This is a genomic window from Bauldia sp., assembly GCA_037200845.1.
GTDB lineage: Bacteria > Pseudomonadota > Alphaproteobacteria > Rhizobiales > Kaistiaceae > DASZQY01.
In genome coordinates this window covers 2,133,163-2,157,536 of the sequence record JBBCGQ010000001.1, presented here as the reverse complement: position 1 = coordinate 2,157,536, position 24,374 = coordinate 2,133,163, and the positions used below count along the sequence as shown (strand labels likewise).

General features: G+C 66.9%; 26 protein-coding genes and 1 tRNA gene. 10 read left to right on the top strand and 17 right to left on the bottom strand.

The window, feature by feature from the left end; translation table 11 throughout:
• Window positions 1-107: 107 nt before the first annotated feature.
• From WDM94_10600 to WDM94_10575, 6 genes are all read left to right on the top strand, one after another.
• Window positions 108-662, top strand: a complete 555-nt coding sequence (locus WDM94_10600) for a ubiquinol-cytochrome C chaperone family protein (GenBank protein MEJ0013051.1) — start codon at window positions 108-110, stop codon at window positions 660-662.
• Window positions 659-1,195, top strand: coding sequence for a DUF177 domain-containing protein (locus WDM94_10595; protein ID MEJ0013050.1), 537 nt, complete (start codon window positions 659-661; stop codon window positions 1,193-1,195). The genes WDM94_10600 and WDM94_10595 overlap by 4 nt, the downstream gene beginning before the upstream one ends.
• A 119-nt stretch (window positions 1,196-1,314) precedes the next feature.
• Window positions 1,315-2,385: a phosphate acyltransferase PlsX gene (plsX, locus tag WDM94_10590; GenBank protein ID MEJ0013049.1), complete on the top strand. Its 1,071-nt coding sequence runs from the start codon at window positions 1,315-1,317 to the stop codon at window positions 2,383-2,385.
• The gene (locus WDM94_10585) at window positions 2,382-3,359 is read left to right on the top strand and encodes a beta-ketoacyl-ACP synthase III (GenBank protein MEJ0013048.1); all 978 of its coding nucleotides are present in this window, start codon (window positions 2,382-2,384) and stop codon (window positions 3,357-3,359) included. The genes plsX and WDM94_10585 overlap by 4 nt, the downstream gene beginning before the upstream one ends.
• 150 nt (window positions 3,360-3,509) lie before the next feature.
• A complete protein-coding gene (locus WDM94_10580; GenBank protein MEJ0013047.1) occupies window positions 3,510-3,857 on the top strand; it encodes an integration host factor subunit alpha in 348 nt (115 codons plus the stop codon).
• A 21-nt stretch (window positions 3,858-3,878) separates the two neighbouring features.
• Window positions 3,879-4,445 carry a MerR family transcriptional regulator gene (locus tag WDM94_10575; protein ID MEJ0013046.1) on the top strand — a complete coding sequence of 189 codons (567 nt, stop codon included), beginning with the start codon at window positions 3,879-3,881 and terminating at the stop codon, window positions 4,443-4,445.
• A gap of 45 nt (window positions 4,446-4,490) precedes the next feature.
• Here WDM94_10575 and WDM94_10570 read toward each other — a convergent pair whose 3' ends face one another.
• The 9 genes from WDM94_10570 to WDM94_10530 form a co-directional block, all read right to left on the bottom strand.
• On the bottom strand, window positions 4,491-4,736 hold the full coding sequence (locus tag WDM94_10570) for a BrnA antitoxin family protein (protein MEJ0013045.1): 246 nt from the start codon (window positions 4,734-4,736) through the stop codon (window positions 4,491-4,493).
• Between the two features lie 14 nt (window positions 4,737-4,750).
• Window positions 4,751-5,032 (bottom strand): GIY-YIG nuclease family protein, encoded by a 282-nt coding sequence (locus tag WDM94_10565; GenBank protein MEJ0013044.1) that lies wholly within the window; start codon window positions 5,030-5,032, stop codon window positions 4,751-4,753.
• 70 nt (window positions 5,033-5,102) lie between these two features.
• Window positions 5,103-5,179, bottom strand: a tRNA-Pro gene (locus WDM94_10560).
• A gap of 44 nt (window positions 5,180-5,223) precedes the next feature.
• Window positions 5,224-6,345, bottom strand: coding sequence for an acyltransferase (locus WDM94_10555; GenBank protein ID MEJ0013043.1), 1,122 nt, complete (start codon window positions 6,343-6,345; stop codon window positions 5,224-5,226).
• A gap of 82 nt (window positions 6,346-6,427) precedes the next feature.
• A complete protein-coding gene (locus WDM94_10550; protein MEJ0013042.1) occupies window positions 6,428-7,702 on the bottom strand; it encodes a hypothetical protein in 1,275 nt (424 codons plus the stop codon).
• Window positions 7,699-9,255 (bottom strand): undecaprenyl-phosphate glucose phosphotransferase, encoded by a 1,557-nt coding sequence (locus WDM94_10545; GenBank protein ID MEJ0013041.1) that lies wholly within the window; start codon window positions 9,253-9,255, stop codon window positions 7,699-7,701. Before WDM94_10545 ends, WDM94_10550 begins: the two co-directional genes overlap by 4 nt.
• 95 nt (window positions 9,256-9,350) lie before the next feature.
• Window positions 9,351-10,571, bottom strand: a complete 1,221-nt coding sequence (locus WDM94_10540) for a glycosyltransferase family 4 protein (GenBank protein MEJ0013040.1) — start codon at window positions 10,569-10,571, stop codon at window positions 9,351-9,353.
• A gap of 112 nt (window positions 10,572-10,683) precedes the next feature.
• A complete protein-coding gene (locus WDM94_10535) occupies window positions 10,684-11,841 on the bottom strand; it encodes a glycosyltransferase family 4 protein (protein MEJ0013039.1) in 1,158 nt (385 codons plus the stop codon).
• A gap of 30 nt (window positions 11,842-11,871) precedes the next feature.
• The gene (locus tag WDM94_10530) at window positions 11,872-12,429 is read right to left on the bottom strand and encodes a polysaccharide biosynthesis/export family protein (GenBank protein ID MEJ0013038.1); all 558 of its coding nucleotides are present in this window, start codon (window positions 12,427-12,429) and stop codon (window positions 11,872-11,874) included.
• 222 nt (window positions 12,430-12,651) lie between these two features.
• Here WDM94_10530 and WDM94_10525 point away from each other — a divergent pair, with 222 nt between their 5' ends.
• Window positions 12,652-14,808, top strand: a complete 2,157-nt coding sequence (locus WDM94_10525) for an exopolysaccharide transport family protein (GenBank protein MEJ0013037.1) — start codon at window positions 12,652-12,654, stop codon at window positions 14,806-14,808.
• Between the two features lie 190 nt (window positions 14,809-14,998).
• On the opposite strand, the gene WDM94_10520 is transcribed toward WDM94_10525, so the two are convergent.
• Window positions 14,999-15,217 (bottom strand): DUF2842 domain-containing protein, encoded by a 219-nt coding sequence (locus tag WDM94_10520; protein ID MEJ0013036.1) that lies wholly within the window; start codon window positions 15,215-15,217, stop codon window positions 14,999-15,001.
• Window positions 15,218-15,293: 76 nt separating this feature from the next.
• On the opposite strand from WDM94_10520, the gene WDM94_10515 reads away from it, so the two are divergent.
• Window positions 15,294-16,367 (top strand): COX15/CtaA family protein, encoded by a 1,074-nt coding sequence (locus WDM94_10515; GenBank protein ID MEJ0013035.1) that lies wholly within the window; start codon window positions 15,294-15,296, stop codon window positions 16,365-16,367.
• On the opposite strand, the gene WDM94_10510 is transcribed toward WDM94_10515, so the two are convergent.
• The 7 genes from WDM94_10510 to WDM94_10480 all read right to left on the bottom strand — a co-directional run bounded on the left by WDM94_10510 (window position 16,357) and on the right by WDM94_10480 (window position 22,769).
• Window positions 16,357-17,460 (bottom strand): esterase-like activity of phytase family protein, encoded by a 1,104-nt coding sequence (locus WDM94_10510; protein ID MEJ0013034.1) that lies wholly within the window; start codon window positions 17,458-17,460, stop codon window positions 16,357-16,359. The two genes, WDM94_10515 and WDM94_10510, sit on opposite strands and share 11 nt — an antisense overlap.
• 81 nt (window positions 17,461-17,541) lie before the next feature.
• On the bottom strand, window positions 17,542-18,516 hold the full coding sequence (gene argC, locus WDM94_10505; GenBank protein ID MEJ0013033.1) for an N-acetyl-gamma-glutamyl-phosphate reductase: 975 nt from the start codon (window positions 18,514-18,516) through the stop codon (window positions 17,542-17,544).
• Entirely contained in the window at window positions 18,513-19,475 is a 963-nt protein-coding gene (gene speB, locus WDM94_10500) for an agmatinase (GenBank protein MEJ0013032.1), read from the bottom strand. The genes argC and speB overlap by 4 nt, the downstream gene beginning before the upstream one ends.
• A gap of 220 nt (window positions 19,476-19,695) precedes the next feature.
• A complete protein-coding gene (gene rpsI, locus WDM94_10495) occupies window positions 19,696-20,160 on the bottom strand; it encodes a 30S ribosomal protein S9 (GenBank protein ID MEJ0013031.1) in 465 nt (154 codons plus the stop codon).
• Window positions 20,161-20,162: 2 nt separating this feature from the next.
• Window positions 20,163-20,627, bottom strand: a complete 465-nt coding sequence (rplM, locus tag WDM94_10490) for a 50S ribosomal protein L13 (protein ID MEJ0013030.1) — start codon at window positions 20,625-20,627, stop codon at window positions 20,163-20,165.
• 494 nt (window positions 20,628-21,121) lie between these two features.
• Window positions 21,122-21,838, bottom strand: a complete 717-nt coding sequence (locus WDM94_10485) for an outer membrane beta-barrel protein (GenBank protein MEJ0013029.1) — start codon at window positions 21,836-21,838, stop codon at window positions 21,122-21,124.
• 220 nt (window positions 21,839-22,058) lie between these two features.
• Complete coding sequence (locus WDM94_10480; protein ID MEJ0013028.1) at window positions 22,059-22,769, bottom strand: outer membrane protein; 711 nt, start codon at window positions 22,767-22,769, stop codon at window positions 22,059-22,061.
• A gap of 155 nt (window positions 22,770-22,924) precedes the next feature.
• On the opposite strand from WDM94_10480, the gene WDM94_10475 reads away from it, so the two are divergent.
• Window positions 22,925-23,365: a CoA-binding protein gene (locus WDM94_10475; GenBank protein ID MEJ0013027.1), complete on the top strand. Its 441-nt coding sequence runs from the start codon at window positions 22,925-22,927 to the stop codon at window positions 23,363-23,365.
• Window positions 23,366-23,502: 137 nt separating this feature from the next.
• Window positions 23,503-24,312, top strand: a complete 810-nt coding sequence (locus WDM94_10470; GenBank protein ID MEJ0013026.1) for an outer membrane beta-barrel protein — start codon at window positions 23,503-23,505, stop codon at window positions 24,310-24,312.
• The last annotated feature ends 62 nt before the right edge of the window (window positions 24,313-24,374 follow it).

Below are 24,374 nucleotides of genomic sequence, written 5' to 3'. Positions count from 1 at the left end.
TCAAATTCATATGGCTTGCGATTCTGGCACTACCGCCCAAGCCTTGGCTTTTCCCCTAGCGTGGGATAGGCCAGCTTGCAACGTCACCGCCCCGTTAGGAAATGCTCATGGCCATGTTCGGCCGGTTGTTTCGTCGCGACAGCGAAGCGGACGCCATAGCATCGGCGCTTTACGGCGCGATCGTGGCGCAGGCGCGCAATCCTGCGCTCTACACGGATTTCGCCGTCGCCGACACCGTCACCGGCCGCTTCGAGATGGTCACCATGCACGTGATTCTGGTGCTCGACCGGCTGGAGCCGCAGGGTGAGGCGGTGCGGCCCTTAGGCCAGCGGATATTCGACCTATATGTGCTGGATATGGACCGCTCCCTCCGCGAACTCGGCATCGGCGATCTCGGCGTGCCCAAGCGCATGAAGAAGATGGCGCAAGCGTTCTTCGGCCGCCACGAGGCCTACCGCCAGGCGCTCGCCGCCGGCGATGTTGCGCGCCTGACCGAGACCATCGCCCGCAACGTCTATCCGGCCGGCGACGCCGGTGCGGCTGCCGGCCTTGCCGCCTACGTGCTCGCCTCGCGCGCGGCGCCGCTCGACCCGGCCGCGGGCACCGTCGCCTTTGCCGATCTCGCCGCCTACGCGGGAGCCAGAGCGGAGACGGCCGCGTGACCGAAGCCTCGATCCTGCACCAGCCGATCAACGTCGCCGAGCTGCCGGCCGACCCGGTGGTCGTCACCGCTAACGAGAAGCAGCGGAAGGCGCTGGCCGAGGCCTACGATGTCGTCGCCGTGAACGCGCTGACGGCGAGCGTCGAGCTTCGCCCGATGCCGGGCGGCGGTGTGGCCGTTGACGGCCGCGTGGTCGCCGACATCGTGCAGAACTGTGTCGTCAGCCTCGTGCCGGTGGACGAGCACATCGACGAGACCTTCTCGCTCCGCTACGTCCGCGATCCCGACCGCCTGCCGAAGCCCGGCGAGGAACTGCTGGTGGAGGTCGACGCGCCGGATCCGCCCGAGCTGCTCGAGGGCATCGCGATCGACGTCGGGGCGCTCGCCGAGGAACACTTCGCTCTCGCCATCAATCCTTATCCACGAGCGCCTGGCGCGGCTCTGCCTGCCGACGTGGACGACGCCGGCAGTGCGAAGGACTCGCCCTTTGCGGTGCTGGCGGCGCTGGCGAAATCGCCGAAGCCGCGGGGCTGAGTGCACAGGTTTCGAGCAGAAAGCCTTTGTTTGTCATAGGGAAGCCTGTACTCTCGCCCACCTCTGGTGGCGGCCGGCGGAACTCCGCGCGAGACGGAGAGTCCCGGGTAGGGAAACGGATGACGGCGACGGTCACTGCTTCGCTGGACGTGATGGGCGGCGACAGGGGGGCGGAAGTTGTCCTGCCCGGCGCCGCGATTGCGCTCTCCCGCCATCCCGACATGAAGTTCCGCCTGTTCGGCGAAAAGGCCGTCGTGCTGCCGCTGCTCGACCGCGAGCCTGCCCTCAAGGCCGCGGCGACCTTCGAGCATTGCGATGTGTCGGTCAAAATGGACGACAAGCCCAGCCAGGCGCTCCGCCGTGGGCGCCGCGTCTCGTCGATGTGGCGCTCGATCGAGGCGGTGAAGGACGGTGCGGCCGGCTATGCCGTTTCGGCCGGCAATACCGGGGCGCTCATGGCGATGGCGAAATTCTGCCTGCGCTCGCCGGCCGGCATCGACCGCCCGGCGATCGCCGGCATCTGGCCGACGCTCACCGGCAAGTGCGTGGTGCTCGATTGCGGCGCCTCGATCGGCGCCGATGCCGACGCGCTGTTCGAGTTTGCGGTGATGGGCGCGGCGATGGCGCGCACGCTGCTCGCCAAGCGGCGGCCGACGGTCGGCCTGCTCAACATCGGCGTCGAGGAGGTCAAGGGGCTGGAACCGATCCGCCTCGCCGGGCAGATGCTGAAGGATGCCGCGCTCGCCGATCTCGACTACGTCGGCTTCGTCGAGGCCGACGACATCGGCAAGGGCCGGGCGGACGTCGTGGTGACGGAAGGCTTCGCCGGCAACATCGCGCTCAAGGCCGCCGAGGGCACCGCCAAGCAGATCGCCGGCTACATCCGCGAGGCGATGAACGCGTCGCTGATGGCGCGCATCGGCTACCTGTTCGCGCGCGGCGCTTTCCGGTCGCTGCGCGTCAAGCTCGATCCGAACGCGTCGAACGGCGGCGTCTTCCTCGGCCTCAACGGCATCGTCATCAAGAGCCACGGCGGCACAGACGCGGAAGGCTTCGCATCGGCCATCGAGATCGGCTACACGATGGCGCGGAGCAGCATCGTCGACGAGATCAACAGCGACCTTGCGGCGTATAGAGAGACGCAGGCGCGCATGACCGAGACGGTGGCCCAGAAGACGGGTGCGATGTGACGGCCATCCGTTCGGTCGTCGTGGGCCACGGTTCGTACCTGCCCGAAAAAATCCTGACGAATGCCGATCTCGCCAAGATCGTCGACACGTCCGACGAGTGGATCCAGCAGCGCACCGGCATCCGCGAACGCCACATCGCGGCGGACGGCGAACTGACCTCCGACCTTGCCACCAACGCCGCCCTGAAGGCGCTGGAATCCGCCAATCTCGGGCCCGACGACATCGACATGATCGTCATGGCGACGGCGACGCCGGACAACACCTTTCCCGCCGCTGCCGTCACCGTGCAAGAGAAACTCGGCATGACGCGCGGCGCGGCCTTCGACGTGCAGGCGGTGTGCTCCGGCTTCGTCTACGGCCTCTCCACCGCGGACGCGATGCTGCGCGCCGGCCACGCCGACAAGGCGCTGGTGATCGGCGCCGAGACCTTCTCGCGGCTGCTCGACTGGACCGACCGCTCGACGTGCGTGCTGTTCGGCGACGGCGCCGGCGCGGTGGTGCTGTCGCGCGAAGTGCAGCCGGGCACGATGCAGGATCGCGGCCTGCTGTCGTCGCATCTGCGCTCCGACGGACGATACAAAGATAAGTTGTATGTCGACGGCGGGCCGTCTTCGACGGGCACCGTCGGCCACCTCCGCATGGAGGGGCGCGAGGTCTACAAGCACGCCGTCGCGAAGGTCAGCGACGTCATCGAAGATGCCTTCGCCGCGACCGGCTTCACTGCTGCCGACATCGACTGGTTCGTGCCGCACCAGGCGAACGTGCGCATCATCGACTCCACCGCGATCAAGTTCGGCATCCCGACCGAGAAGGTGGTGCGCACCGTCGCCCGGCACGGCAACACATCGGCCGCATCGATCCCGCTCGCGCTCGCGGAAGCGTGTGACGACGGTCGCATCAAGCAGGGCGACCTCCTGCTATTGGAAGCCATGGGTGGCGGCTTCACGTGGGGCTCCGCAATTCTCCGGTGGTAGACCGTTCCGATTGCCAATCGTGGCGCTCATGTCACGGCGGCGCGAATCAGCCGGGGTCGGTTGATTCTCGCAACGGCTGCTAATAGGGTAACGTATTGGTTTGATTGGAAAGAATTCCGCATTGCGGCACCATCCATCGGAAGCGAGGCCATGGCTGGCAAGACGGTGACGCGCGCCGATCTGTGCGAGGCGGTCTACCAGACGGTAGGGCTGTCTCGGACGGAATCCGCCGATCTGGTCGAGCTGGTGCTCGATGAGATCTGCGGCTCCATCGTGCGCGGCGAGGCCGTGAAGCTCTCCTCCTTCGGCTCTTTCGTCGTCCGCAAAAAGGGCGAACGCGTCGGGCGCAACCCGAAAACCGGCGAAGAAGTGCCGATTTCTCCCCGCCGCGTCATGGTCTTCAAGCCGAGCAACGTGCTCAAGCAGAAGATCAACGAGACGCTGGTCGATGGCAGCGGCGAGGGTCACGACGCCGCCAAGGCGAACGGGAGCGGGTAGGGGCGAGCCTCCCGGGAACGCATGGCGTCCAAGGGCCCGCAAGCCTTCCGCACGATAAGCGAGGTCGCCGAGGAGCTCGAGCTGCCGCAGCATGTGCTGCGCTTCTGGGAGACGCGTTTCGCCCAGATACGCCCGATGAAGCGCGGCGGCGGCCGGCGCTACTACCGCCCCGACGACATCGATCTGCTCCGCGGCATCTGCTACCTGCTCTACGGCGAGGGCTACACGATCCGCGGCGTCCAGCGCATCCTCAAGGAGCAGGGCCCGCGTTTCGTCATCGGCGCCGGCCGCGGCGACATGTCGGAAGCCTTCACGCCGCAGCCGGAAGACATCGGCGAGGACGAGGAAGTCGAGGCGCTGGCGCTGCCCGAGGATGAAGGCGACGAGGCTGTGGCCGCCGACGGCGACGCAGAGGCCGACGACCACATCGAACCGACGTTCGACCCGCGGGAATTCCGCACGGCACCGCCGCCGTCGAGCGGCGGGCGGGCAACGGCCGGGTTGGCACCGGACGAAATCCGGCGGTTGCAGTCGACGCTGTCGGATTTGCTGGAACTGAAGCGGCTGCTGGATCAGGCGAGAGACTGACGTCGCCAGTTGGTCACCTCTCCCTCCAGGGAGAGGGGAGCTAGCCTAACCGCGGCTGTCCTCGACGATCTTGCGCAGCGCGTTGTTGAGGCGGTGCTGCCAGCCCGGGCCGTCCTCGCGGAAAAATTCCAGCACGTCCTGATCGAGGCGCAGCGTCACGCTCTCCTTCACACCGGGGATCGCGGCGGGCTTCGCCGCCGGCGCCGGAATCTTCGGCGCCTGCGGCTTGAATAGCGCCTCGGCGGCCTTCATCGGGTCGGACGGGCGGCGGCGTTCGGGGGGCTTGGACATCAGGGACTCCAGTCCTAGAAATGCTTCTTTGCAAACGCGCGGCCGGAAGCAGTCTTGAGGTACGCCTCGAAGGCATCTGCCTTGGCATGATCGGAAAACGCAACGTAGCCGACCGGCCTCCAGGGAGCGAACTTCTTGGTGTGCGGCGAGAGCCGGTCGTTATGTTCGCCAAACCGCCGCTTCAGATCGAGTGTTGCCCCCCATAATAGCGGCCGGGGAATTCGACGCTTTGCAGCATGTAGACGTATTTCATCAGGAAAGTCCGCCTTCGCGCCTGCGGCGCTACGGCGTGACATCCGCTTCGCACGCTACGACGTAATCACGCCGTAGCTAGATTTCGGCTTTGCCGAAATCAGCGAAGGCGGATGGTCGGAGCGACAGGATTTGAACCTGCGACCCCTTGACCCCCAGTCAAGTGCGCTACCAGGCTGCGCCACGCTCCGACGGCGCGGACTATAGGGATCGCCTTCCGCCAGTGCAACGCGCCTCAGGGCGCCTCGGCGCCGGCGGGCCGTGTCGTGGATGTCGGCGTTGCCCGCGATCGCGACGGCAGCCGTGGCGGCCAGACGAGAATCTGGGGCAGCGTCGCTTTCAGCAGGCGTTGGCCCGGCCGTTCGACGAACCGGAAGATCAGGTACGACAGCGCGAGGATGGCGAGCAGCGTGCCGGCGGCGATCGCGGCGGGAGGCGCAGCGGCGCCCTCTAACCGGTTGAATATCATGAAGCCCAGGTGCTGGTGCAGGAGGTAGAGCGGGTAGGTGAGGCCGCCCAGCGCGAAGACCAGCGCGGCGGGAAGCGGCAGGCGGCGCGGGATGAGGCTTAGCGCCACCAGCGCGACGGTCGCGAAGCTGATCGCGACGATGACGGCGTCGGAGAACGGGATGCCGAAGTGCGTGCGCTGCCATTCGGCGCCGATCGTGGCTTCCTTGGCGCCGACGATCGTCGCGACGGCGAGCAGCAGGAACGTGGCGAACGTGCGGTTGCCGGTGAAGAGAAGGTAGAGCGCGATGCCGGCGGCGAAGAAGCCGCTGTCGTCGGTGAGGAAGAGACGGCGCAGCGGCACCGAGTGCAGGAACATCTCGTTGACCAGCGACAGGGCGAGCCAGATCGCCAGCACGATGGGCAGCCGGCGGGCGAAGAGGCCGGTCGCGATCAGGACCAGCACCCAGCCGTAGAAGATGATCTCGTAGACGATCGACCAGTAGGCGCCGTCCATGAACGGTTGCTTGAGCGCCGGCGAGAAGATCAAAAGATTCGCCAGCCACTGCCCGCCGGTCGCGGTGAAGCGCGGTGCGCCGATGGCGATGGTCGCGACGAACGTCAGCGTCATGCAGGCGATGAAGCCCGGGTAGATGCGGGCGGCGCGGGCGACGACGAACTGTTTTGCCGTGCGGCCTTCCGCCGAATAGGCGATGACGAAGCCGCTGATGACGAAGAAAAGCTGGACGCCGAGGTAGCAGTACTTGGTGACCGGCGTCAGCGCGGGCAGCGAGAGCCACGTCATGTCGTCGGCGGCGGCGCCGCGGAAGGTGTAGTGGTAGGCGACGACCGAGAAGGCGGCGAGCAGGCGCAGCAGGTCGAGCGTCTCGATGCGGTTTTCGCGCTTCACGTCATGCCCCGTCCGTTTTGCGCCTCCGCTCTCAGGCTTATGCGATCGATGGTTGCGCCGAAAGCGAAGCCCGCGAGGAGAGTTAATTGCGCGCGGCAAGTGCGGTGGCGGCGGTAGCCGTCCGGCGCTGCTCGCGATGGAGCATGCGTTCGGTGCCGATCGCGCCCCACAGGATGCCGTAGAGCAGGAAGAGATGGCGCCAGTGGTCGTTATCGATGACGCTGTGCATCAGCAGCACGTGGCCGAGGTAGACGGCGAAGGCGCTCTGCACGATCGGCGTCCACGGTCGCGGCTTGAAGAGAAGAGGCGCGGAGGCGGCGAGCGTCCACAGCACCAGGATGATGTACGAGAAGCCGCCGAGCCAGCCGTAGACGGTGAACCCTTTGAGCCACATGTTGTGCTCGTCTTCGCCGAGCTGCTTGCCGAGCTCGAAGGGGCCGAGGCCGAATGGGCGCTGCTGGATCAGGAAGAAGCCGATCTCCTGGCGCTCGAAGCGGCCGAGGCGGCCCTCGTCGTAATCCTGCACGACGTGGGCGCGCTGGACGTAGAGGTCGCGGACGGCGGGGATGCTGATCGCCACCGCCAGCATCATCATCACCGCGGCGCCGCCGCCGACGAGATAGGCGACGAGGCGGAAGCGCATCAGCGAGCGCTGCGATTCGACGAAGGCGAGGTAGGCGACGACAAGGACGCCGAAGACCGCGAGCCCCCACGCGGCGCGCGAGAAGGCAAGGAAGGTCGCGAGCAGGATGATGAGAAACGCCGGGATCTCCCACAGCGACTCGCGCAGTTTGCGCGTGAGGATGTCGCGCGCCAGGAAGCAGAGCGGCAGCACGAGGAAGGGGGCGAAGACGTTGGGGTCCTGGAAGGGACCCATGGCGCGGTCGTACCGCTTGAACAGATCGGAGTGCGGCAAAATCTCGAAGTATGCGAGCACCCCGATCGCCGCCGCGATCACGGCCGAGGCGACGTAGGCATTCTTGATGATCTCCATGCGCCGCGCCGGATTCTCCATGATGACGGCGGCGAAGAACACCGAGGAGGCGGCGAGGAACGTCGTCGTCGCCATGTAGATGAACGGCTTGTTGAAGGCGTCGATCTGGGTGAACGACAGCCACCCGCCGGCGAGGTAGCAGAGCAGCAGGACGGTGAGCGGCAGCGTGTAGAGATTGAGGCGCATGCCGAAGACGGCCCAGACGATAAGGGTCGGGACAAGCAGCAGCTCGTACGGCGCCGGCTCGAAGATGACGAAGCCGCCAAGGAACACGATGGCCGCAACGGCAAGGTCGGCAATGCGCAGGCCGGCGCGCCAGCGCACCGGCGCCGCGGCGCTGCCGTCGAGCGCGAGCGCGCTCAATACGCCCCCGTCTTGTCGAACAGGCGGAACGGCGTCAGCGCCAGGATCTTGATGTCGAACATCACCGACCAGTTCTCGATGTAGTCGAGGTCGTACTCGGTGCGCCGGCGGATTTTCTCCGGCGTGTCGATCTCGCCGCGCCAGCCGTTGATCTGCGCCCAGCCGGTGACGCCGGGCTTGACGCGATGGCGGGCGAAGTAGCCGTCGACGACCTGCTCGAACAGGCGCTCCGCGGTATGGGCGTTGACGGCGTGGGGCCGCGGGCCGACCAGCGACAGCTCGCCGCGAATGACGTTGAACAATTGCGGCAGCTCGTCGATCGAGGCGCGGCGGATGAAGCGGCCGACGCGGGTGACGCGCGGATCGTTCTTGGTCACGACCTTCTTCGCCAGCGGGTCGGCGAAGCGGTGGTACATCGAGCGGAACTTCCAGACGTCGATGACCTCGTTGTTGAAGCCGTAGCGCTTCTGGCGGAAGAACACCGGTCCCGGGCTTTCCAGGCGGATCGCGATGGCGGTCGCCAGCATGATCGGCGACAGCAGCAGCAGCGCCAGCGACCCGACGGCGATATCGAACATCCGCTTCAGCAGCGAGTTCCAGTCGGTGATCGGCTTGTCGAAGACGTCGAGGAACGGCAGCGTGCCGATGAAGGAATACGAGCGCGGGCGGAAGCGCAGCTTGTTGGCGTGCGCCGACAGGCGGATGTCGACCGGCAGCACCCAGAGCTGCTTCAGCATCTGCAGCAGGCGGGTCTCGGCGGTCAGCGGCAGCGCGACGATGAGCAGATCGACGTGGGCGATGCGGCCGAAATCGACCAGCTCGGCGACCGTGCCGAGCTTCGGGTAGCCGGCGACGACGGAGGGCGAGCGGTCGTCCTTGCGGTCGTCGAAGATGCCGCAGATGCGGATATCGTTGTCGGGCTCGCTCGCCAGCGCGCTGATCAGCTCCTCGGCCGCGGCGCCGCCGCCGACGACGATGGCGCGCCGCTCGAGCAGGCCGGACTCGGTCCAGCGCCGGGCAAAGGCCGCGATCGACGGGCGGACCACGGCGATGGCCGCCAGGCCGGCGAAGTACCACGTGATGATCCACACGCGCGAATAGGCGTCGCCTGATTTGGTGAGGAAGGCGATGGCGCCGAAGATGGCGAACACGCCGGTCCAGGCGAGCCAGACGCGGCCGAGGCGGAGCACGCCATGGCGGAGCGCGGCGATGGTGTAGCCGTCGGCGGCCTGGATGATGAACAGCGCGGCAAGCGAACCGCCGATCAGCGGCACGGCGTAGAACGAGTCGAAGCCGTCGGTCGGCACGACGTAGACGGCGTAGATGACGGCGCCGAGCGCCAGGAGCACGGTGAACTCGAGCAGCCGCGCGGCGCCGGTGAAGATGACCGGCGACAGCGAGCGGCGGGCGAGCGTCGCGGCGGCGGCGCGGGCGGCGGCGGAAAGGACGGCGACGCGCGGCGCGCCGACGGGCGTGGCGACGACGGCGCTATCGGCGGTGACGGCGCTGGCGTGGATGCCGGGGTCTGTGGTGTGAGTCACGGTCTCGTTCATTCCCGCCGTTTCTTCCCTGGCTAAGGGCCTATGCTTCCCCCGGCTAACAAACGCTTGCCGGTCACTCGGAACGGTGTGTCGCTCACCGGGCGTCGTTAACGTGGCGTCACCACCCGCGCGTAGGCGCCGGCCACGGTCGCGGCCATTGCTTCGACGGCGAAGCGGGGACGGATCATGGCGCGCAGGCGCGCCGCGTCGGCGGGGGCTCCGGCCGGATCGTCCAGCGCGCGCATCATCGCGTCGGCGAGCGCGGCGGGATTCTGCGCCGGCACCAGGCGATCGGACTCGGCGCCGAAGATTTCCGGCAGGCCGCCGACGCGCGTGGCGATGGTCGGCATTCCGGCGGCGATGGATTCCAGGATCAGGTACGGCATCGACTCGGCCCGCGAGGGCGCCACGACTGCGTGGGCGAGGGCGAAGGCCTGGCGCGCCGGCATGGCGTCGCGGAAGGCGATGGCCTTGTCGAGGTTCAGCACCTTGGCCAGTTGGCGGAACCACGGCTTCTCGTCGCCGTCGCCGACCATCCATGCCGTCGGCGCGCGGCCGGTGCGTTCGCGGATCAGCGCCAGGGCGCGAATGAAATCTTCCGGCCCCTTGAGGCTGCGCATCATGCCGATGAACAGGAAGTCGCGGGCATCGGCATCGGGCGTGACGACGTCGAACTCCTCCTCGCGGAGGCCGTTCAGCGCGATCGCCACCGGCGCCTTCGGCTTGCCGACCTTGGCGATGTAGGCATCGGCCTCGTACTGGCTGACGAAGACGAACGCGTCGGTCATGTGGCCGAGCAGGCGTTCCATCGCGAAGTAGGCTTTGCCCTGCCGGCTCTGCGGATCGTAGTGCAGGCTGCCGCCGTGCGGCGTGTAGATGCGGGCGACGCGCGTGCCGGTCGCGCGGAGCAGCGTGCCGATGATGCGGGCGTAGGCGCCGCCCTTGGCGCCGTGGGCGTGGATCACGTCCGGCCCTAGCGCGCGGATTTCGCCCAGCGCGCGCCAGGCAGCGGCTGCGTCGGCGAGCGAAACCTCGCGCGTCATCGGAAAACGGTGGAGGCCCAGCGACAGCGTCGGAGCGATCTCGGCGAACAGCCGCTCCTCGAAGGCGCCGCCGGTGGAGGAGTCGCAGACTATGGCGACGTCGTGGCCGGCCCTGCGCTGCGCCTCGACGAGGTCGCGGACGTGGCGGAACAATCCGCCGACCGGTGAGCGGAAGCAGTGCACGATCCGCAGCGGGCGTTCGGCGCGCACCAACCCGTGCGGGCCGATCACGGACGATGCCGGGAGGCGGGCGATGGATTCGGTGTGCTTGGCGTACTGGTTCATGGGCCGCAAATCCCGCGAGTTGGCCTAGCCGCGAGATAGTGCGGACAGGCGGGAAACGCCTGCCTAAGTAGCTAAATTCGTTCTGTTTTGTCCGTTAAACCTGCGGTTAATCTTAATGCGGCGCGTGGGCGCGGTAGACGCCCTCGACCGTCGCCGCCATCGCCTCGACCGTGAAGATCGAACGGATGCGGATGTTGAGCGCCGCGGCCTTGGCGAGCGCCGCGCCGGGAGCCGCCAGAACCGCCGCCATCGCATCGGCGAGCGCCAGCGCATCGTTCGGCGGCACCAGGCGATCGGCGTCGGCGCCGAAGATTTCGGGGATGCCGCCGACGCGGGTCGCGACCAGCGGCATGCCCGCGGCGATCGCGTCGAGCACGATGTAGGGCATCGATTCCAGCCGCGAGGGAACGACGACGGTGCGCGCCAGCGTCATCGCGTCGCGCGCTGGCCGCGCGGTATGGAACTCGACGTCGTCGGTGAGGCCGAGCTCGGAGACGACGGTGCGGTACTTCTGCTCGTCCGGACCCGACCCGACGATCACCGCCGTCGGCGCCTTGCCGCTGCGGTGGCGGATGAGGGCGAGGGCGCCGATGAACAGATCCGGCCCCTTGTGGTCGCGGAGCGCTCCGATGAAAGCGAAGTCGCGCGCCGCCGCCGCCGGGATGACCGGCGCGAAGTCGTCCGGCTTCAGCCCGTTGTAGGCGACGACCACTGGCCGTGTGGTCTTGGCGACCTTGGCCAGGAACGCATCGCGCTCGAATTCGCTGACGAAGATGAACGCATCGGTGAAGCGCGCCAGCCAGCGCTCCCAGCGCAGCGCGGCGCGGCCGCGGAAACTGCGCGGGTCGGCGTGCAGCCGGCCGCCGTGCGGGGTGTAGATGCGGGATACGCGGGAACCAGATGCCCGCAAGCGTGTGCCGATCGTCCGCGCGTAGGCGCCGCCGCGGGCGCCGTGGCCGTGCAGAATATCGAGATCGAGTTTGCCGATGCGCTCGGCAAGAGCCAGGAATCCGCGGGCGTTCGTGATGCCGTGGCGCATCGGCTCGCGGATGAGGCCGAGCGCCAGCATCGGCTCGAGATGGGCGAAAACCTCCGCCTCGTTGCCGTCGCCGTCGATCGTGTCGCAGAGAATGCCGACGTGGTTGCCGGCCTTGTGCTGCGCCTCGACGAGATCGCCGACGTGGCGAAGAACGCCGCCGCCGGGCTTCTGCAGCATGTGAATGATGCGGAGCGGCGCCGGGGCATTGGGCCGGCCGCTTCCCGCTATCATCTGCCGAAGCTCATCGTTTCGCATCGCGGTTCAGATGATGCGCTCGCGCACGTAGATCGTATCGCCGGGCATGATCGGATCGGAAAGTTTCAAACGCGCCGATTCGACGCGGCCGCCGTAGCTGCGCGTCACCTCGACGGTGTATTTATCGGCGCGCGGCGTGAAGCCGCCGGCGACCGCGATCGCCTGCTGGATGGTCATGCCGGGGAGGAAGGCGAACTGGCCGGGCGTGCCGACCTCGCCCATCGCGAAGAACGGACGATACTGCCCGACCTCGACCGAGACGTCCGGGTGGCGGAGATATTGTGCGGCGAGGCGCCGCGTGACCTCGGCCTCGACGGCGGCGGTGGTCAGCCCGCGCGCCGGCACGCTGCCGATCAGCGGCATGGCGATATGGCCCGACTGGTCGACGAGGTAGGTGTTGGAGAGATCGTCCTGGCCGAACACGATGACGCGCAACTGGTCGCCGGCGTCGAGCTGGTAGGGCGCGACGAGTTCCGCATGCGTAGCGTCGGGAACGTAGGGCGTGCCGGCACAGCCGGTGAGCAGCACGAGGCCGAGAAGCAGGGGCAGGGCGTGCAGGCGCATCGGGGCTTTGGCCTCGGGAGAATCTCTGGCCGGATGATCGAGCCCGTATGGTTAACGCGCCGTAAAAATGAACACTTGGTTTCCTTCGTATCCGGCGCCGCTAATACATTGTTAAGCAAGCTTAACCGAAGGTATACTGCTCATGAGCCAAAATTAACGATGTGATTACCATAACTCCCCATCATCCCGGCAAAGAAGCTCTGGGAAGGTGAGTCTCGCGCCATGGAAAACCAGCCGGTCCCGGCGACGGACGTGGAGGTCGACTTCAAGGCATTGCTCGGGGCGCTTCGCCAGCGCCTGCCGTATCTCATTGTCTTCGTCGTGCTGGTCGCGATCGGCACCTACACGCTGCTGGCGCAGCTTGCGCCGGTCTACAAGTCCGAGACGACGCTGCTCATCCAGTCCGGCGAGACCAGCCTGACCGCGCCGACGCAAAGCGCGAACGATGCCGCGAGCGCCATCGACCAGCAGGCGATCACCAGCCAGGTGCAGTTGATCCGCTCGCGCGATTTGGCGCTGGCGGTGGTGCGCAAGCTCGACCTTATCCACAAGCCGGAGTTCGACCCGAAGGCGAACCCGTCGCTGATCACCAAGCTGCTGCAGAAGGTCGGCCTCTCGAAGCCGGACAGCACCGCGGTCTCGGAAGATCGCGTGCTCGACGCCTACTACCAGAAGCTGACGGTCTACGCCGTCGACAATTCGCGGGTCATCGGCATCGACTTTGAATCGACCGATCCGAAGCTCGCCGCCGACGTCGCCAACGCCGTCGCCGCCGAGTACCTGACGCTCCAGCAGGCGGCGAAGCACGACACGACCGCCGATGCGGCGCAGTGGCTGTCCGACCAGATCGTCGATCTCCGCGGCAAGGTGCAGGCGGCGGAAGCGAAGGTCGAGACGTATCGCTCGATGCACGATCTGTTCGACACGAGCAGCGGTGGGACTGGCACGGCGACCACGACGCTGCCGCAGCAGCAGCTCTCCGACCTCAACGCGGAACTCACCCGCACGCGCGCTGCCCGCGCCGACGCCGAGGCGAAGGCTTCGCAGATACGGCAGGCGCTGCAGTCGAACAACGTGCCGAACGTCAGCGACGTCCTCAACTCTCAGCTCATCCAGAACCTGATAGGCCAGGAAGTGGCGCTGCGGGCGCAGATCGCGCAGCTCAACGCGACGCTGCTGCCGGCGCACCCCAAGATGCGCGAGTTGAATGCGCAGCTTGTCGGCCTCGACGACCAGATCGCCGGCGAGGCGCGCAAGATTCTCGACTCGCTCGAAGGCGAGGCGAAGCTCGCGGCCGCGCGGGAAGACGAGATCCAGAACGGCCTCGTCGGCCTGAAGCAGACCGCCGCTACGGCCGGCGACGATGGCGTGGAACTGCGCGCGCTGGAGCGCGAGGCGGCCGCCGACCGCGACTTGCTCGAGTCGTATCTCGGCCGCTATCGCGAGGCGCTGGCGCGCGAGCAGGGCAACGACCTGCCGGCCGACGCGCGCATCATCTCGCGCGCCTCGGTCGCCAACGATCCCGACTTCCCGAAGAAGACGCCGATGACGCTCGCCGCGACCTTCGCGGCGCTGATCCTGGCGATCGCCTTCCTGCTCCTGCGCGAACTCGCCAGCGGCCGGCCGATGCGCGGCGTCACCTTCGCCGAGGCGCTGCCGCAGGTGCCGGACGCCAAGCCGGTCGACGGCCATTCGCGCTGGGCCGACGATCACAGCGTGCGCCGCATGATGCCGAAGGAGCCGACGCTGGTTCCCGAGATGATCGACCGCGTCGAGGAGTCGCTGAAGCAGATCACGCATCAGGTGGTCGAGACCGGCGCCAAACGCATCCTGGTCACGCTCGCCGAGGGCAGCGACAGCGACGGCCGACCGCTCGGTGCGGTGGCGCTCGCCCGCGCGCTGGCGCGTACCGATGCGCGCGTCGTGCTGGTCGATTTCCGCGGCGACGGCGCCGATGCCGCGTCGATGGGGGAGGGACCCGATCTCCCCGGCTTCGCCGATCTGTTCGACGGCGACGCGTCGTTCGCGCAGGTCATCTTCCGCGATCGCAAGTCGCGGGTGCATTTCATCCCCGCCGGCCGCAAGCCGCTCGGCCGCGATCTTCTCGATGACGAGCGGCTGGAGACGGTGCTCTCCGCGCTGACGCTGACCTACGACTACGTGCTGCTCGATGCCAGCGACGAGATGATCGGCGTCGTCGGTCCGGCCTGCGGCGCGGCGATGGTCGTCTCGGAATTCGGCGCCAGCGATCCGCGCACGGTCAATGCGTTCGACCGCATCGGCGACGTGTCGGACGCGGAGATCATGCTGCTGGTGGTCGATCCGCCGTCGCCGCATTCGGGCGAGCGGGCGGACATGGCCTCGGGCGAGGCGGCGTAGGCGAGGGCGGACGCGCCGCGTTCTGGGTCGGCACACCCCTCCCCAAAACTGCTTTGCGGTTTTGGCCCTCCCACAAGGGGAGGGCTCAGGCGGAGATTGCTGGAGCGTAGCGTTCCCACAAGGATGAACCCTCCCCTTGTGGGAGGGTCAAAAGGCCGTTTGGGAGGGTGTCTATCCTCCCGGCGGAAACCTAAGCTTCCGCCTCCGGCCGCAACATCCAGCGGATGATGAGCCCGGCCGGCACGATCCATACCAGCCCGGCGATGGCGAAGTAGATCGTCTGCAGCAGGATCGCGTCCTCGGGGACGTGCGCCACCGCAATGCGGACCGCCAGCAGCGCGTATGCCGGAATGAAGATCAGCAACAGCGCCGTCCCCAATATTCTCCGCGGTTTCTTCGGCAGCGCCATGATTCCCCGTGCGGTCTTGCCGCGATTGCCTCGCGGCCATCCGGGCTATATCGAAGCGGCGAAGGAGAGGGAAGGGATGACCACGCTCGCCGCCGAAGGGCCGATTGTCGCGATGCGCGATCCGGCGCGCGACCGCCGGCTGGTGCGCGCCTGGCTCCATCTCGTCGCGCTCATGATCATCGGCATCGTCGTGGTCGGTGGCGCGACGCGGCTCACCCACGCCGGCCTGTCGATAACGGAATGGCAGCCGGTGCACGGCGTCATCCCGCCGCTCAGCGACGCCGACTGGCAGGACGAATTCTCCAAGTATCAGCAGATCCCCGAGTTCCAGTTGAATCCGGGCATGACGCTCGCGGACTTCAAGGGCATCTTCTGGTGGGAGTGGGGCCATCGGCTGCTCGCCCGGCTCATCGGCGTCGTCGTTCTCCTGCCGCTCGTCCTGCTCTGGGCCACGGGGCGCATCGAGCGCGCGCTGAAGCCGCGGCTGGTCGCGATCCTTCTGCTCATCGGGCTGCAGGGCGCGGTCGGCTGGTGGATGGTCGCGTCCGGCCTCGAATTGCGCACAGACGTCAGCCAATACCGGCTGACGACGCACCTGACGCTCGCCTGCTTCATCCTCGCGTATGTGCTGTGGACGGCGCGCAGCCTGGCGCCTTCGTACACGCCGGCGGCGACGCCGACCCGCGCCGCGGCGGTGCTGATTGTCGCGCTCGCCTTCGTGCAGATTTTTCTCGGCGGTCTGGTCGCTGGGCTCGATGCCGGGCTGACGTTCAACACCTGGCCGCTGATGGACGGCGCGCTGGTGCCCTCGGGCCTGTTCCTGCAGGAGCCGTGGTGGCGGAATATTTTCGAGAATGTCGCGACGGTGCAGTTCGATCACCGGCTGGGCGGCTACGTGCTGTTCGCGGTGTCGCTGCTCTACGCGCTGTTCGCGAGCCGCACGCCGCAGGCGCCGGGCTCGCAGCGGCTCGCCTTCCTCGTGCTGCTGCAGGCCTCGCTCGGCGTCGCGACGCTGCTGACGATGGTGGCCCTTCCGCTGGCGTTGTTGCACCAGCTCGGCGCGGTGATCGTGCTCAGCTACGCCGTCACGCACCTCCGCGCCATGCTGCCGCCGCTGCCGGTGCGGATCGCGCTCGCGCCTAGCGCGTGACTTCGAACGCCAGGAACTGCGTGATCTGCGTGGCGCCGAAGTTGTTGTCCGACACCAGGATCAGCGTCTCGCTGCCGTTCGCCAGCTTCGGCCCCCAGCTTATGCCCTCGATGTTGTCGACGTAGCCGATGTTGGCCGTGTCGAGGTTGAGCAGGAGCTGCTTCGCCGCCGGCGTGTAGGTCGCGCCGGTGAGCGCGGGCAGGGCGCTCACGTCGGTGGCGGCCGAGGGATCGACGTCGTAGAGCCGGATGTAGTCCTTGTACTGGCCGTCGGCGGCCTGCACGCCGGAGCGCTCGACGACGATCAGGTGGCTGTCGTCGGCGAGGAAATCGCTGACGCCGTTGTCGGCGCCCTTGCCTTCGCCGGGCGTCGCGGGGATCGCGTCGACGGGGTAGGCAACCTCGCGCAGTACCTTGCCGCTGCGATCGAGCTCGGTGAAACGGGCGACGGCGCCGGCCTTCGGCGTCGCGATCGGGCCGTCCTCGTAGATCGCCTCCTCCATGCCGAGCCACGCCGACTTGCCGCCCGGCGCGAAGGCGAGTGACTCGAAGGTGAGGTTGTGGCGGCCGCCGGCTTCCTTGTCGGAGTGGACCGCGAAGATCGGCGGCGTCGGGATGTCGGCGACCTGCCTGCCGGTGCGGTCGGCGACGCGCAGGAACGGGTTGAGGTTCTTGTTGCGGTCGCCTTCGCTCGTCCACCAGACGTTGCCGTTTTCCGGATCGATGCGGATTGCTTCCGGGTCGGGCACCTCGCCGCCGGCCTTGGAATTCGGGTAAGGCTGGCCGCTCGCCTGCAGCAGCGTCACGGCGTGCTCCATGTCGGCGCGGAAAAGACGATCGGTGCTGAAGGTCAGCTTCACCGTGAAGAAGCGCGCCGGCGCGATGTCGGACTTGTCGTCGCTGATCGCGACGAAGTCGCCGGCCGCGGCGTCATAGTCGATGCCGGAAAGGCCGCCGACCAGCGCGCCATCGACCTTGGCGTCGTTCGGTACGGTCGCGGCGCCGATGAAGCGCAGCGACTTGATCGGCGCGGCCGAGGCCACCGACGAAAACGCGGACGCGCAGAGAAGCGCTATTGCGAGGGCGCGGAGCATCTTGTCTCTCCCGATGTTGGATGCCGCAATGCTGCATCGGGAGAGTGACAGGCGAATGTCGCGACGTTGGCGAACCTGCGACTACGGCAAGCTCGCTGTTTCCTCGAGGCCGAGCATGAGATTGAGGTTCTGCACGGCCTGGCCGGACGCGCCCTTGCCGAGGTTGTCGAGCTTGGCGAGCAGCACCGCCTGCTGATGCTTCGGGTTGCCGTAGACCGACAGCGTCATGCGGTTGGTGTCGTTGAGGCCCTCGGGCTCCGGATTGCGCGGATCGAGCGAGGACGCGTTGCCGATCGCCAGCGTCTCTTCCAGCGGCTCGACGGTGACGTAATGCTCGCCTTCGTAGTGCTCGGCCAGCGCGCCGTGCAGTGCCTCCAGCGTCGGCTTGCCGGGCATCGCCCAGAGCTGCAGCGGGATCGACACCAGCATGCCCTGCGCGAAGCGGCCGACGCTCGGGATGAACAGCGGCCGGCCGGCGAGATCCGAATAGGCCTGGATCTCCTCGATGTGCTTCTGCACCACGCCCATCGCGTAGAGCCGGAAGTTATCGTGGGTCGCGTTTGGCGAGGTCTCGTCCTCGAACGCGGTGATCAGCGACTTGCCGCCGCCGGAATATCCCGACACGGCGTTGATCGTCACCGGCCAATCCTTCGACACGAGGCCCTTCTCGACCAGCGGCCGCAGAAGCGCGATCGCGCCGGTTGCGTAGCAGCCGGGGTTGGAGACGCGGCCGGCGCCGACGATCGCGGCGCGCTGGGCGCCGTCCATCTCGGGGAAGCCGTACGTCCAGCCTTCGGCGACGCGATGCGCGGTCGATGCGTCGATGACGCGGGTGCGGTTGTTGCGGATCATGCCGACGGCCTCGCGCGCGGCGTCGTCGGGCAGGCAGAGGATCACGGCGTCGGCGTCGTTCAGCATCTCGGCGCGCGCGGCCGGGTCCTTGCGGCGCGCGGCGTCGATCGAGGCGATGGCGATGTCGCTCCGCCCCTCCAGCCGCTGCCGGATCTGCAGGCCGGTGGTGCCGGCCTCGCCGTCGATGAAAACCGTCGCGCTCACGTGTCTTCTCCCTTCCGCCGCTCGGCAAGCAGGCCGAGGTAGTACATCGCGATGGTCGATGCCGCGATGGCGGTGATATCGGCATGGTCGTAGGCCGGCGCAACCTCGACGACGTCGCCGCCGGCAAAATCGATCGGGCCGAGGGCGTGCAGGATGGCCAGCGCCTCGCGGCTTGAGAGACCGCCGGCGACCGGCGTGCCGGTGCCCGGCGCAAACGCCGGATCGAGGCAGTCGATGTCGAAGGTGAGATACGCCGGCATCTCACCGACGCGTTCCTTGATCTGTTCGGCGATGCCGGCGACACCCAGCGTATCGACCGCGTCCGGCCCCAGCATCGCGATGCCGAAATCTTCCGGCGCGTGCGTGCGGATGCCGATCTGGATCGAGCGGTGCGGATCGATGAGATTTTCCTTCACGGCGCGGCCGACGAACGAGCCGTGCGAGATCGCGCCGTCGTGGTCCGGCCAGGTGTCCTGGTGTGCGTCGAACTGCACGAGCGCCAGCGGCCCGTATTTGGCGGCGTGCGCCTTGAGCAGAGGGTAGGTGACGAAATGATCGCCGCCCAGCGAGAAAAGCTGCGCGCCGGACGCGATGATCTTCGCGGCCTCCGCTTCGATCACGGCGGCGAAATCCATCGGCCGGGAATAATCGAAATATGCGTCGCCGTAATCGACGACGGCGAGCGTCGCGAACGGGTCGGCGTGGAAGGGATACTGCGGGTCGCCATCCATGATCGCCGAGGCGCGGCGGATCGCCTGCGGCCCGAAGCGCGCGCCCGGCCGGTTGGTCGTCGCCTGATCGAACGGGATGCCCCACGCGACCGCATCGACGCCGGCCAGCTCGCGCGTGTAGCGCCGGCGCATGAACGACAGCGCGCCGCCGTAGGTCGGCTCCTGCGCGCCGCCTTTCAGCGGCCCGGTGAAGGCGTTGTCGGTCGGCGATTTCGGGCTCTGGGTCATGGCCTTTGATTTATCACACTGCGTGTTGGGAGGGTGGACCCCTCCCAGCCTCCCCTTTCAGGGGGAGCGGCTCTTCTGCGTTTGATGCAACGACACGCAACGAACTCGATGAACTCCTCCCCTGAAAGGGGGAGGGCGGGAGGGGGTCGCCTCAAGCGCACATGCACAAACAAAAAGGGCGGACCCTTGGGCCCGCCCTTTTTCCGAATTCCTTGCGCGGCTAGCGCTTGGAGAACTGGAAGGAGCGGCGGGCCTTGGCGCGGCCGTACTTCTTGCGCTCGACGACGCGCGAGTCGCGGGTGAGGAAGCCGCCCTTCTTGAGCACGGCGCGGAGGTCCGGCTCGTAGTAGGTGAGCGCCTTCGAGATGCCGTGGCGGACCGCGCCGGCCTGGCCGGACAGGCCGCCGCCGGCGACCGTGGCGTTGACGTCGTACTGGCCGTTGCGCGTGGCGGCGAGGATCGGCTGCTGCACGACCATCTGGAGGACCGGCCGCGCGAAGTAGGCGGAGAAGTCCTTGCCGTTGATGATGATCTTACCGGCGCCGCGCGAAATCCAGACGCGGGCGACCGCGTTCTTGCGCTTGCCGGTGGCGTAGGCGCGGCCTTGCGCATCGAGCTTCTGAACGTAGACCGGAGCCGAGGCGACGTCGGGCTTCAGATCCTGGAGAGACTGCAGGTCGGCCATAGTTATGCGGCCCTCTGGTTCTTGCGGCTGAGCGCCGCGATGTCGATGGCTTCCGGGTTCTGCGCGGCGTGCGGATGTTCCGCGCCGCTGTAGACCCGGAGATTCTTGAGCTGCTTGCGGCCGAGCGGACCCTCGGGGATCATGCGCTCCACCGCCTTCTCCAGAACGCGCTCGGGGAACTTGCCCTCGAGGATCTGGCGCGCGGTGCGCTCCTTGATGCCGCCGATGTAGCCGGTGTGCCAGTAGTAGGTCTTGTCCGTCCGCTTGCGGCCGGTCAGCACGACCTTGTCGGCGTTGATGACGACGACGTTGTCGCCGCAATCGACGTGCGGGGTGTAGGACGGAAGATGCTTGCCGCGCAGCCGGCGGGCGATGATCGCCGCCAGGCGCCCGACCACCAGGCCGTCCGCGTCGATCAGAACCCACTTCTTCTGAACGTCGGCGGCCTTGAGATTGAACGTGGACATGATTGTCTCGGGCTCGTTTCAAAGCGAAGGCGGCAAAGGGTGCCGCCAAGGTGCGCGGTTTCTATAGGGAAGGGCGCACACGGTCAAGCAAATGCGCGGAATAAATGCAAGTGAAATCAGAGACTTGCCTATGTGGTATTATGATACCGGCATATTTCGCGCGTGAGATCACCAATTGTCGAGCGGGCGACACCGCCCCGAACGGCCTTTGGCCGTTTGACCCTCCCACAAGGGGAGGGTTCATCCTTGTTGAAACACCCGGCCTCAACAAACTCCGCTTGTTGAGCCCTCCCCTTGGGGGAGGGCCAAAACCGCGAGCGGTTTTGGGGAGGCGTGTGCCGCAGCGGACTCGAACGATGGGTACGTTTGGCCTTCGCCCCTCCTTGAGGCGACGACGCGGCAAAGACCTCCGCCCCAAAAACGAAAAAGCCCCGCGGTGTTGTGCCCGCGAGGCTCCTTCTTCGATCCGGCGCTGGCGCGCCGGGGACGAATTTCTAGAAGTGCTTGTTGATGCCGAAACGGAAGAGTGTGTCGGTCAGGTGCACGGCCGTGACGACCGGCGAATAGCTGTGCTGATAGCTCTGGGTGCCGAGATCGGCGAAGAGCAACTCCGCCTTCCACGACCAGGTGTCGGTGATCTTCGACTCAACGCCGCCGCCGAACACGCCGCCGGTGTGGGTCGCCCTGGCGTCGGAGTATCCGACGGTCCGGTTGGTGATTTCGCGGAAGCCGTCCGTGGTGGCAACGCCGGCGGTCAAATAGAACAGCGTCGGGTTGCTCATCAGCGTCGACGTCCAGCCCAGGCGGGCGCGCAGGGTGGCGAAGTAAGTCTGCGTCATCCAGCCGTCCGTTGGATTCGGATTGTAGGGAACGCTGCTCGAATCCATGAAGGCGTGTCCGCCGATGCGGCCCCAGGAAGCGTCGCCTTCGATGCCGAAGACCATGTTGTTCATCGCGGCGAAATTGTAGCCCACCGTTATGCCCAGCAGCCCGCCGTTTGCGGGGACGTCGAGCGCCTTCCAGGATGTGATGTCAGGCGAGGACGTTGGTGCGGTGAATGCCGCCGTCGAATTGCCCCCACCATAAGAGCCGACTGCGCCGACGTAGAAGCCGGTCCAATTTGCTGCCACGGGGGCCGCTCCGGCGGAGCCCGCCGCGAGCATGGCCGATAGTGCGACGGCCGCGATGCTGCCGTGTGCGAGAAACTTCATTGTTGTCCAGCCTCCTGAGAATCGAATTGTGCTCGTTAGTCCGCCGGGGACGAACTAGGCGCAAAATCCGAGAATTGGGAACTGTGGAGGTGGCAGTTTTCCCCGCTGTCGGGCGGGGCCAATGCGAGTTCGCAGCGGCCTGTTGCAAATGTGCAGCAAGATTGGAGGCGCCCGGGAAAATCCCGGGCACCTCAGATTGCGGAGGAAGCTGTCACCGCTATTAGAAGCGGTAGTTCAGACCCAACTGGAAGCTGCTCGCCACCAAGTGCACGTTGGTGCCGCCCGCGGGGCCGGGAACCGCGTAGTTCTTCGTGCCTAGATCGGTGTAACGATACTCGCCGCGGACCGTCCACTTCTGGGTCAGCGCGTATTCCGCGCCGATACCTGCCGTCCAGCCGACGTGCGTCTGCGTGCTCGCACCGTTGAACGCCAGCGACTCCGTGCGCGTTCCGGTACCCCAAGCGACGCCAGCCGTTACGTACGGCAGCCAACGGCCCGAAGAGAACCCTAGGCGGCCACGCACTGAGGCCAGTTGGGTAATCTGCTGCTGCATGCTGATGATGCCGGGAGGACCAGCGCCGGGACCCGTCTGGGTGTCCGTGATGCCCGCCCACGACCAGTCACCCTCGATGCCGGCCACCAGCCCGCTGGCGAATTGCCAGTCGTAACCGACCTGAACGCCAGCGAACCCGCCCTTGGGGGTGAGGTCGCGTGCGCCGACAGCGCCATTGGCGAATTCAGCGTCAGCGCCTGCCAAGGCGTAACCGCCGTGAACACCGACGTGAAAGCCAGTCCAGCCGATGATCGGAGCAGAGCCGGGAAGCTGTGCCGGCGGCGTCACCACCGACAGGTCGGCGGCGGAGGCGGACCCGGCCGCTGCCAACACGCCAAACGCCAGCGCGCTCGCGCCAGCGAGAAATTCCTTACGCATCACATAACTCCACAAACGCAACAAACCCCGTGCCCACCGCGCAATTTAACGGCATCGTAATATTTCGCCACCGATTTCGCGGGTTCGGCGAATCAAGCAAGGTTAATGTTGCTCTGCAGCAACAATCGCAACCGACGCTAGAAACGAGGCGTGCCGTGGCCCATCAAAACCCAACCGATCCAACGCTTCGCGCGCTGTTCGGCTCCGTTCGCACCGTCGCCGTGGTCGGGGCTTCGACCAATCCGGCGCGGCCCGTCTACGGTGTCATGGATTACATGCTGCGCGCCGGCTACCGGGTCGTCCCGGTGAACCCCGGCCAGGCCGGCCGCGAGATACTGGGGCAGCGGGTTTACGCGACGCTCGCCGACGTTCCCGAGCCGGTCGACGTGGTCGACATATTCCGGCGCCAGGAGGCGCTCGCCGGCATCGTCGATGAGGCGCTGACGCTCCGCCCGTTGCCGAAGGCGATATGGATGCAGCTCGACCTCCGCGACGAGGCCGCCGCCGCCAAGGCCGAGGCGGCGGGCCTGACCGTAGTGATGGACCGATGCATCAAGGTCGATCACGCGCGGCTGCCGTGGAAAACTCACAGCTAGCTCTTGTTTGTTGCTATTTTGTCACGAGCCGTGATTCTCGCTCAACCCCTGCTTACCCTCTGCAACCTGCCCTGTTAACCTGTGGATAACTATTAGGGTGGGACGGGCGTAAGCGTTGTGTAACCGGGGTTAGCGTCATGAAAAGCGTTCGCGTTATCAGTGTGTTGGCTGCGGCTATCGCAGTTGCTGGGCCGGTGAGCGCCGTCCAGGCGACCAATTGGCAGGGAGCGTATGTCGGCGCCAGCGCCGGCTTCGCCTCGACAACCTGGCAGGGTGACCTCACCAAGTATCCGGGCGGCACGACGGCCGCCTTCGATTTCCCGATGGGAACGTACAAGTCGATCAACGGTGGCGGATTGATCGCCGGCGGACAGATCGGGTTCACGAAGCAGAGCGGCGACGTGGTCTGGGGCATCGAAGGGGATCTGTCCCACGTCGATGCCGATGCCTTCGGCGTGTTCGCGACCAAAGACTTCGGTCCGGGAAACCCGAGCGGCGCCACCAAGCAGGTATTTTATAAGCATATCCAGACCAATCTCGACTGGCTCGGCACCGTTCGCGGACGCGTCGGCGTTCTCGTCAACCCCGATACGCTGGTCTATGGGACAGCCGGCGTGGCGGTCGGCGGGACGTCTTCGCATCAGGACGTTTTCTTCGACGGCGGAGTTTCGGGTGACCCCAAGCTTCACGCCTCGGGCGATGCCAGCGCCACGAAGTGGGGCTGGACCGTCGGCGCCGGCGTAGAAAAGCAACTGGGCAACCATTGGAGCGTCAAGGCGGAGTATCAGGTGGCGGACCTCGGGCGCATCGACTACCGCTACATCGGCACGCACACCGGCTATCCGTACAACAACACTCCCGGTTCGGTGCATGACACCGACGGGTTCAGCCCCGAGCTGATCGTGCAGGTCGCCCGCGTCGGCTTCAACTATCGTTTCGGGGGCTAGCCTCAGCGGCATCGCAAGCTTCGCGAAAGAAGGCCGGGCCGCGCGCCCGGCCTTTTTGTTTT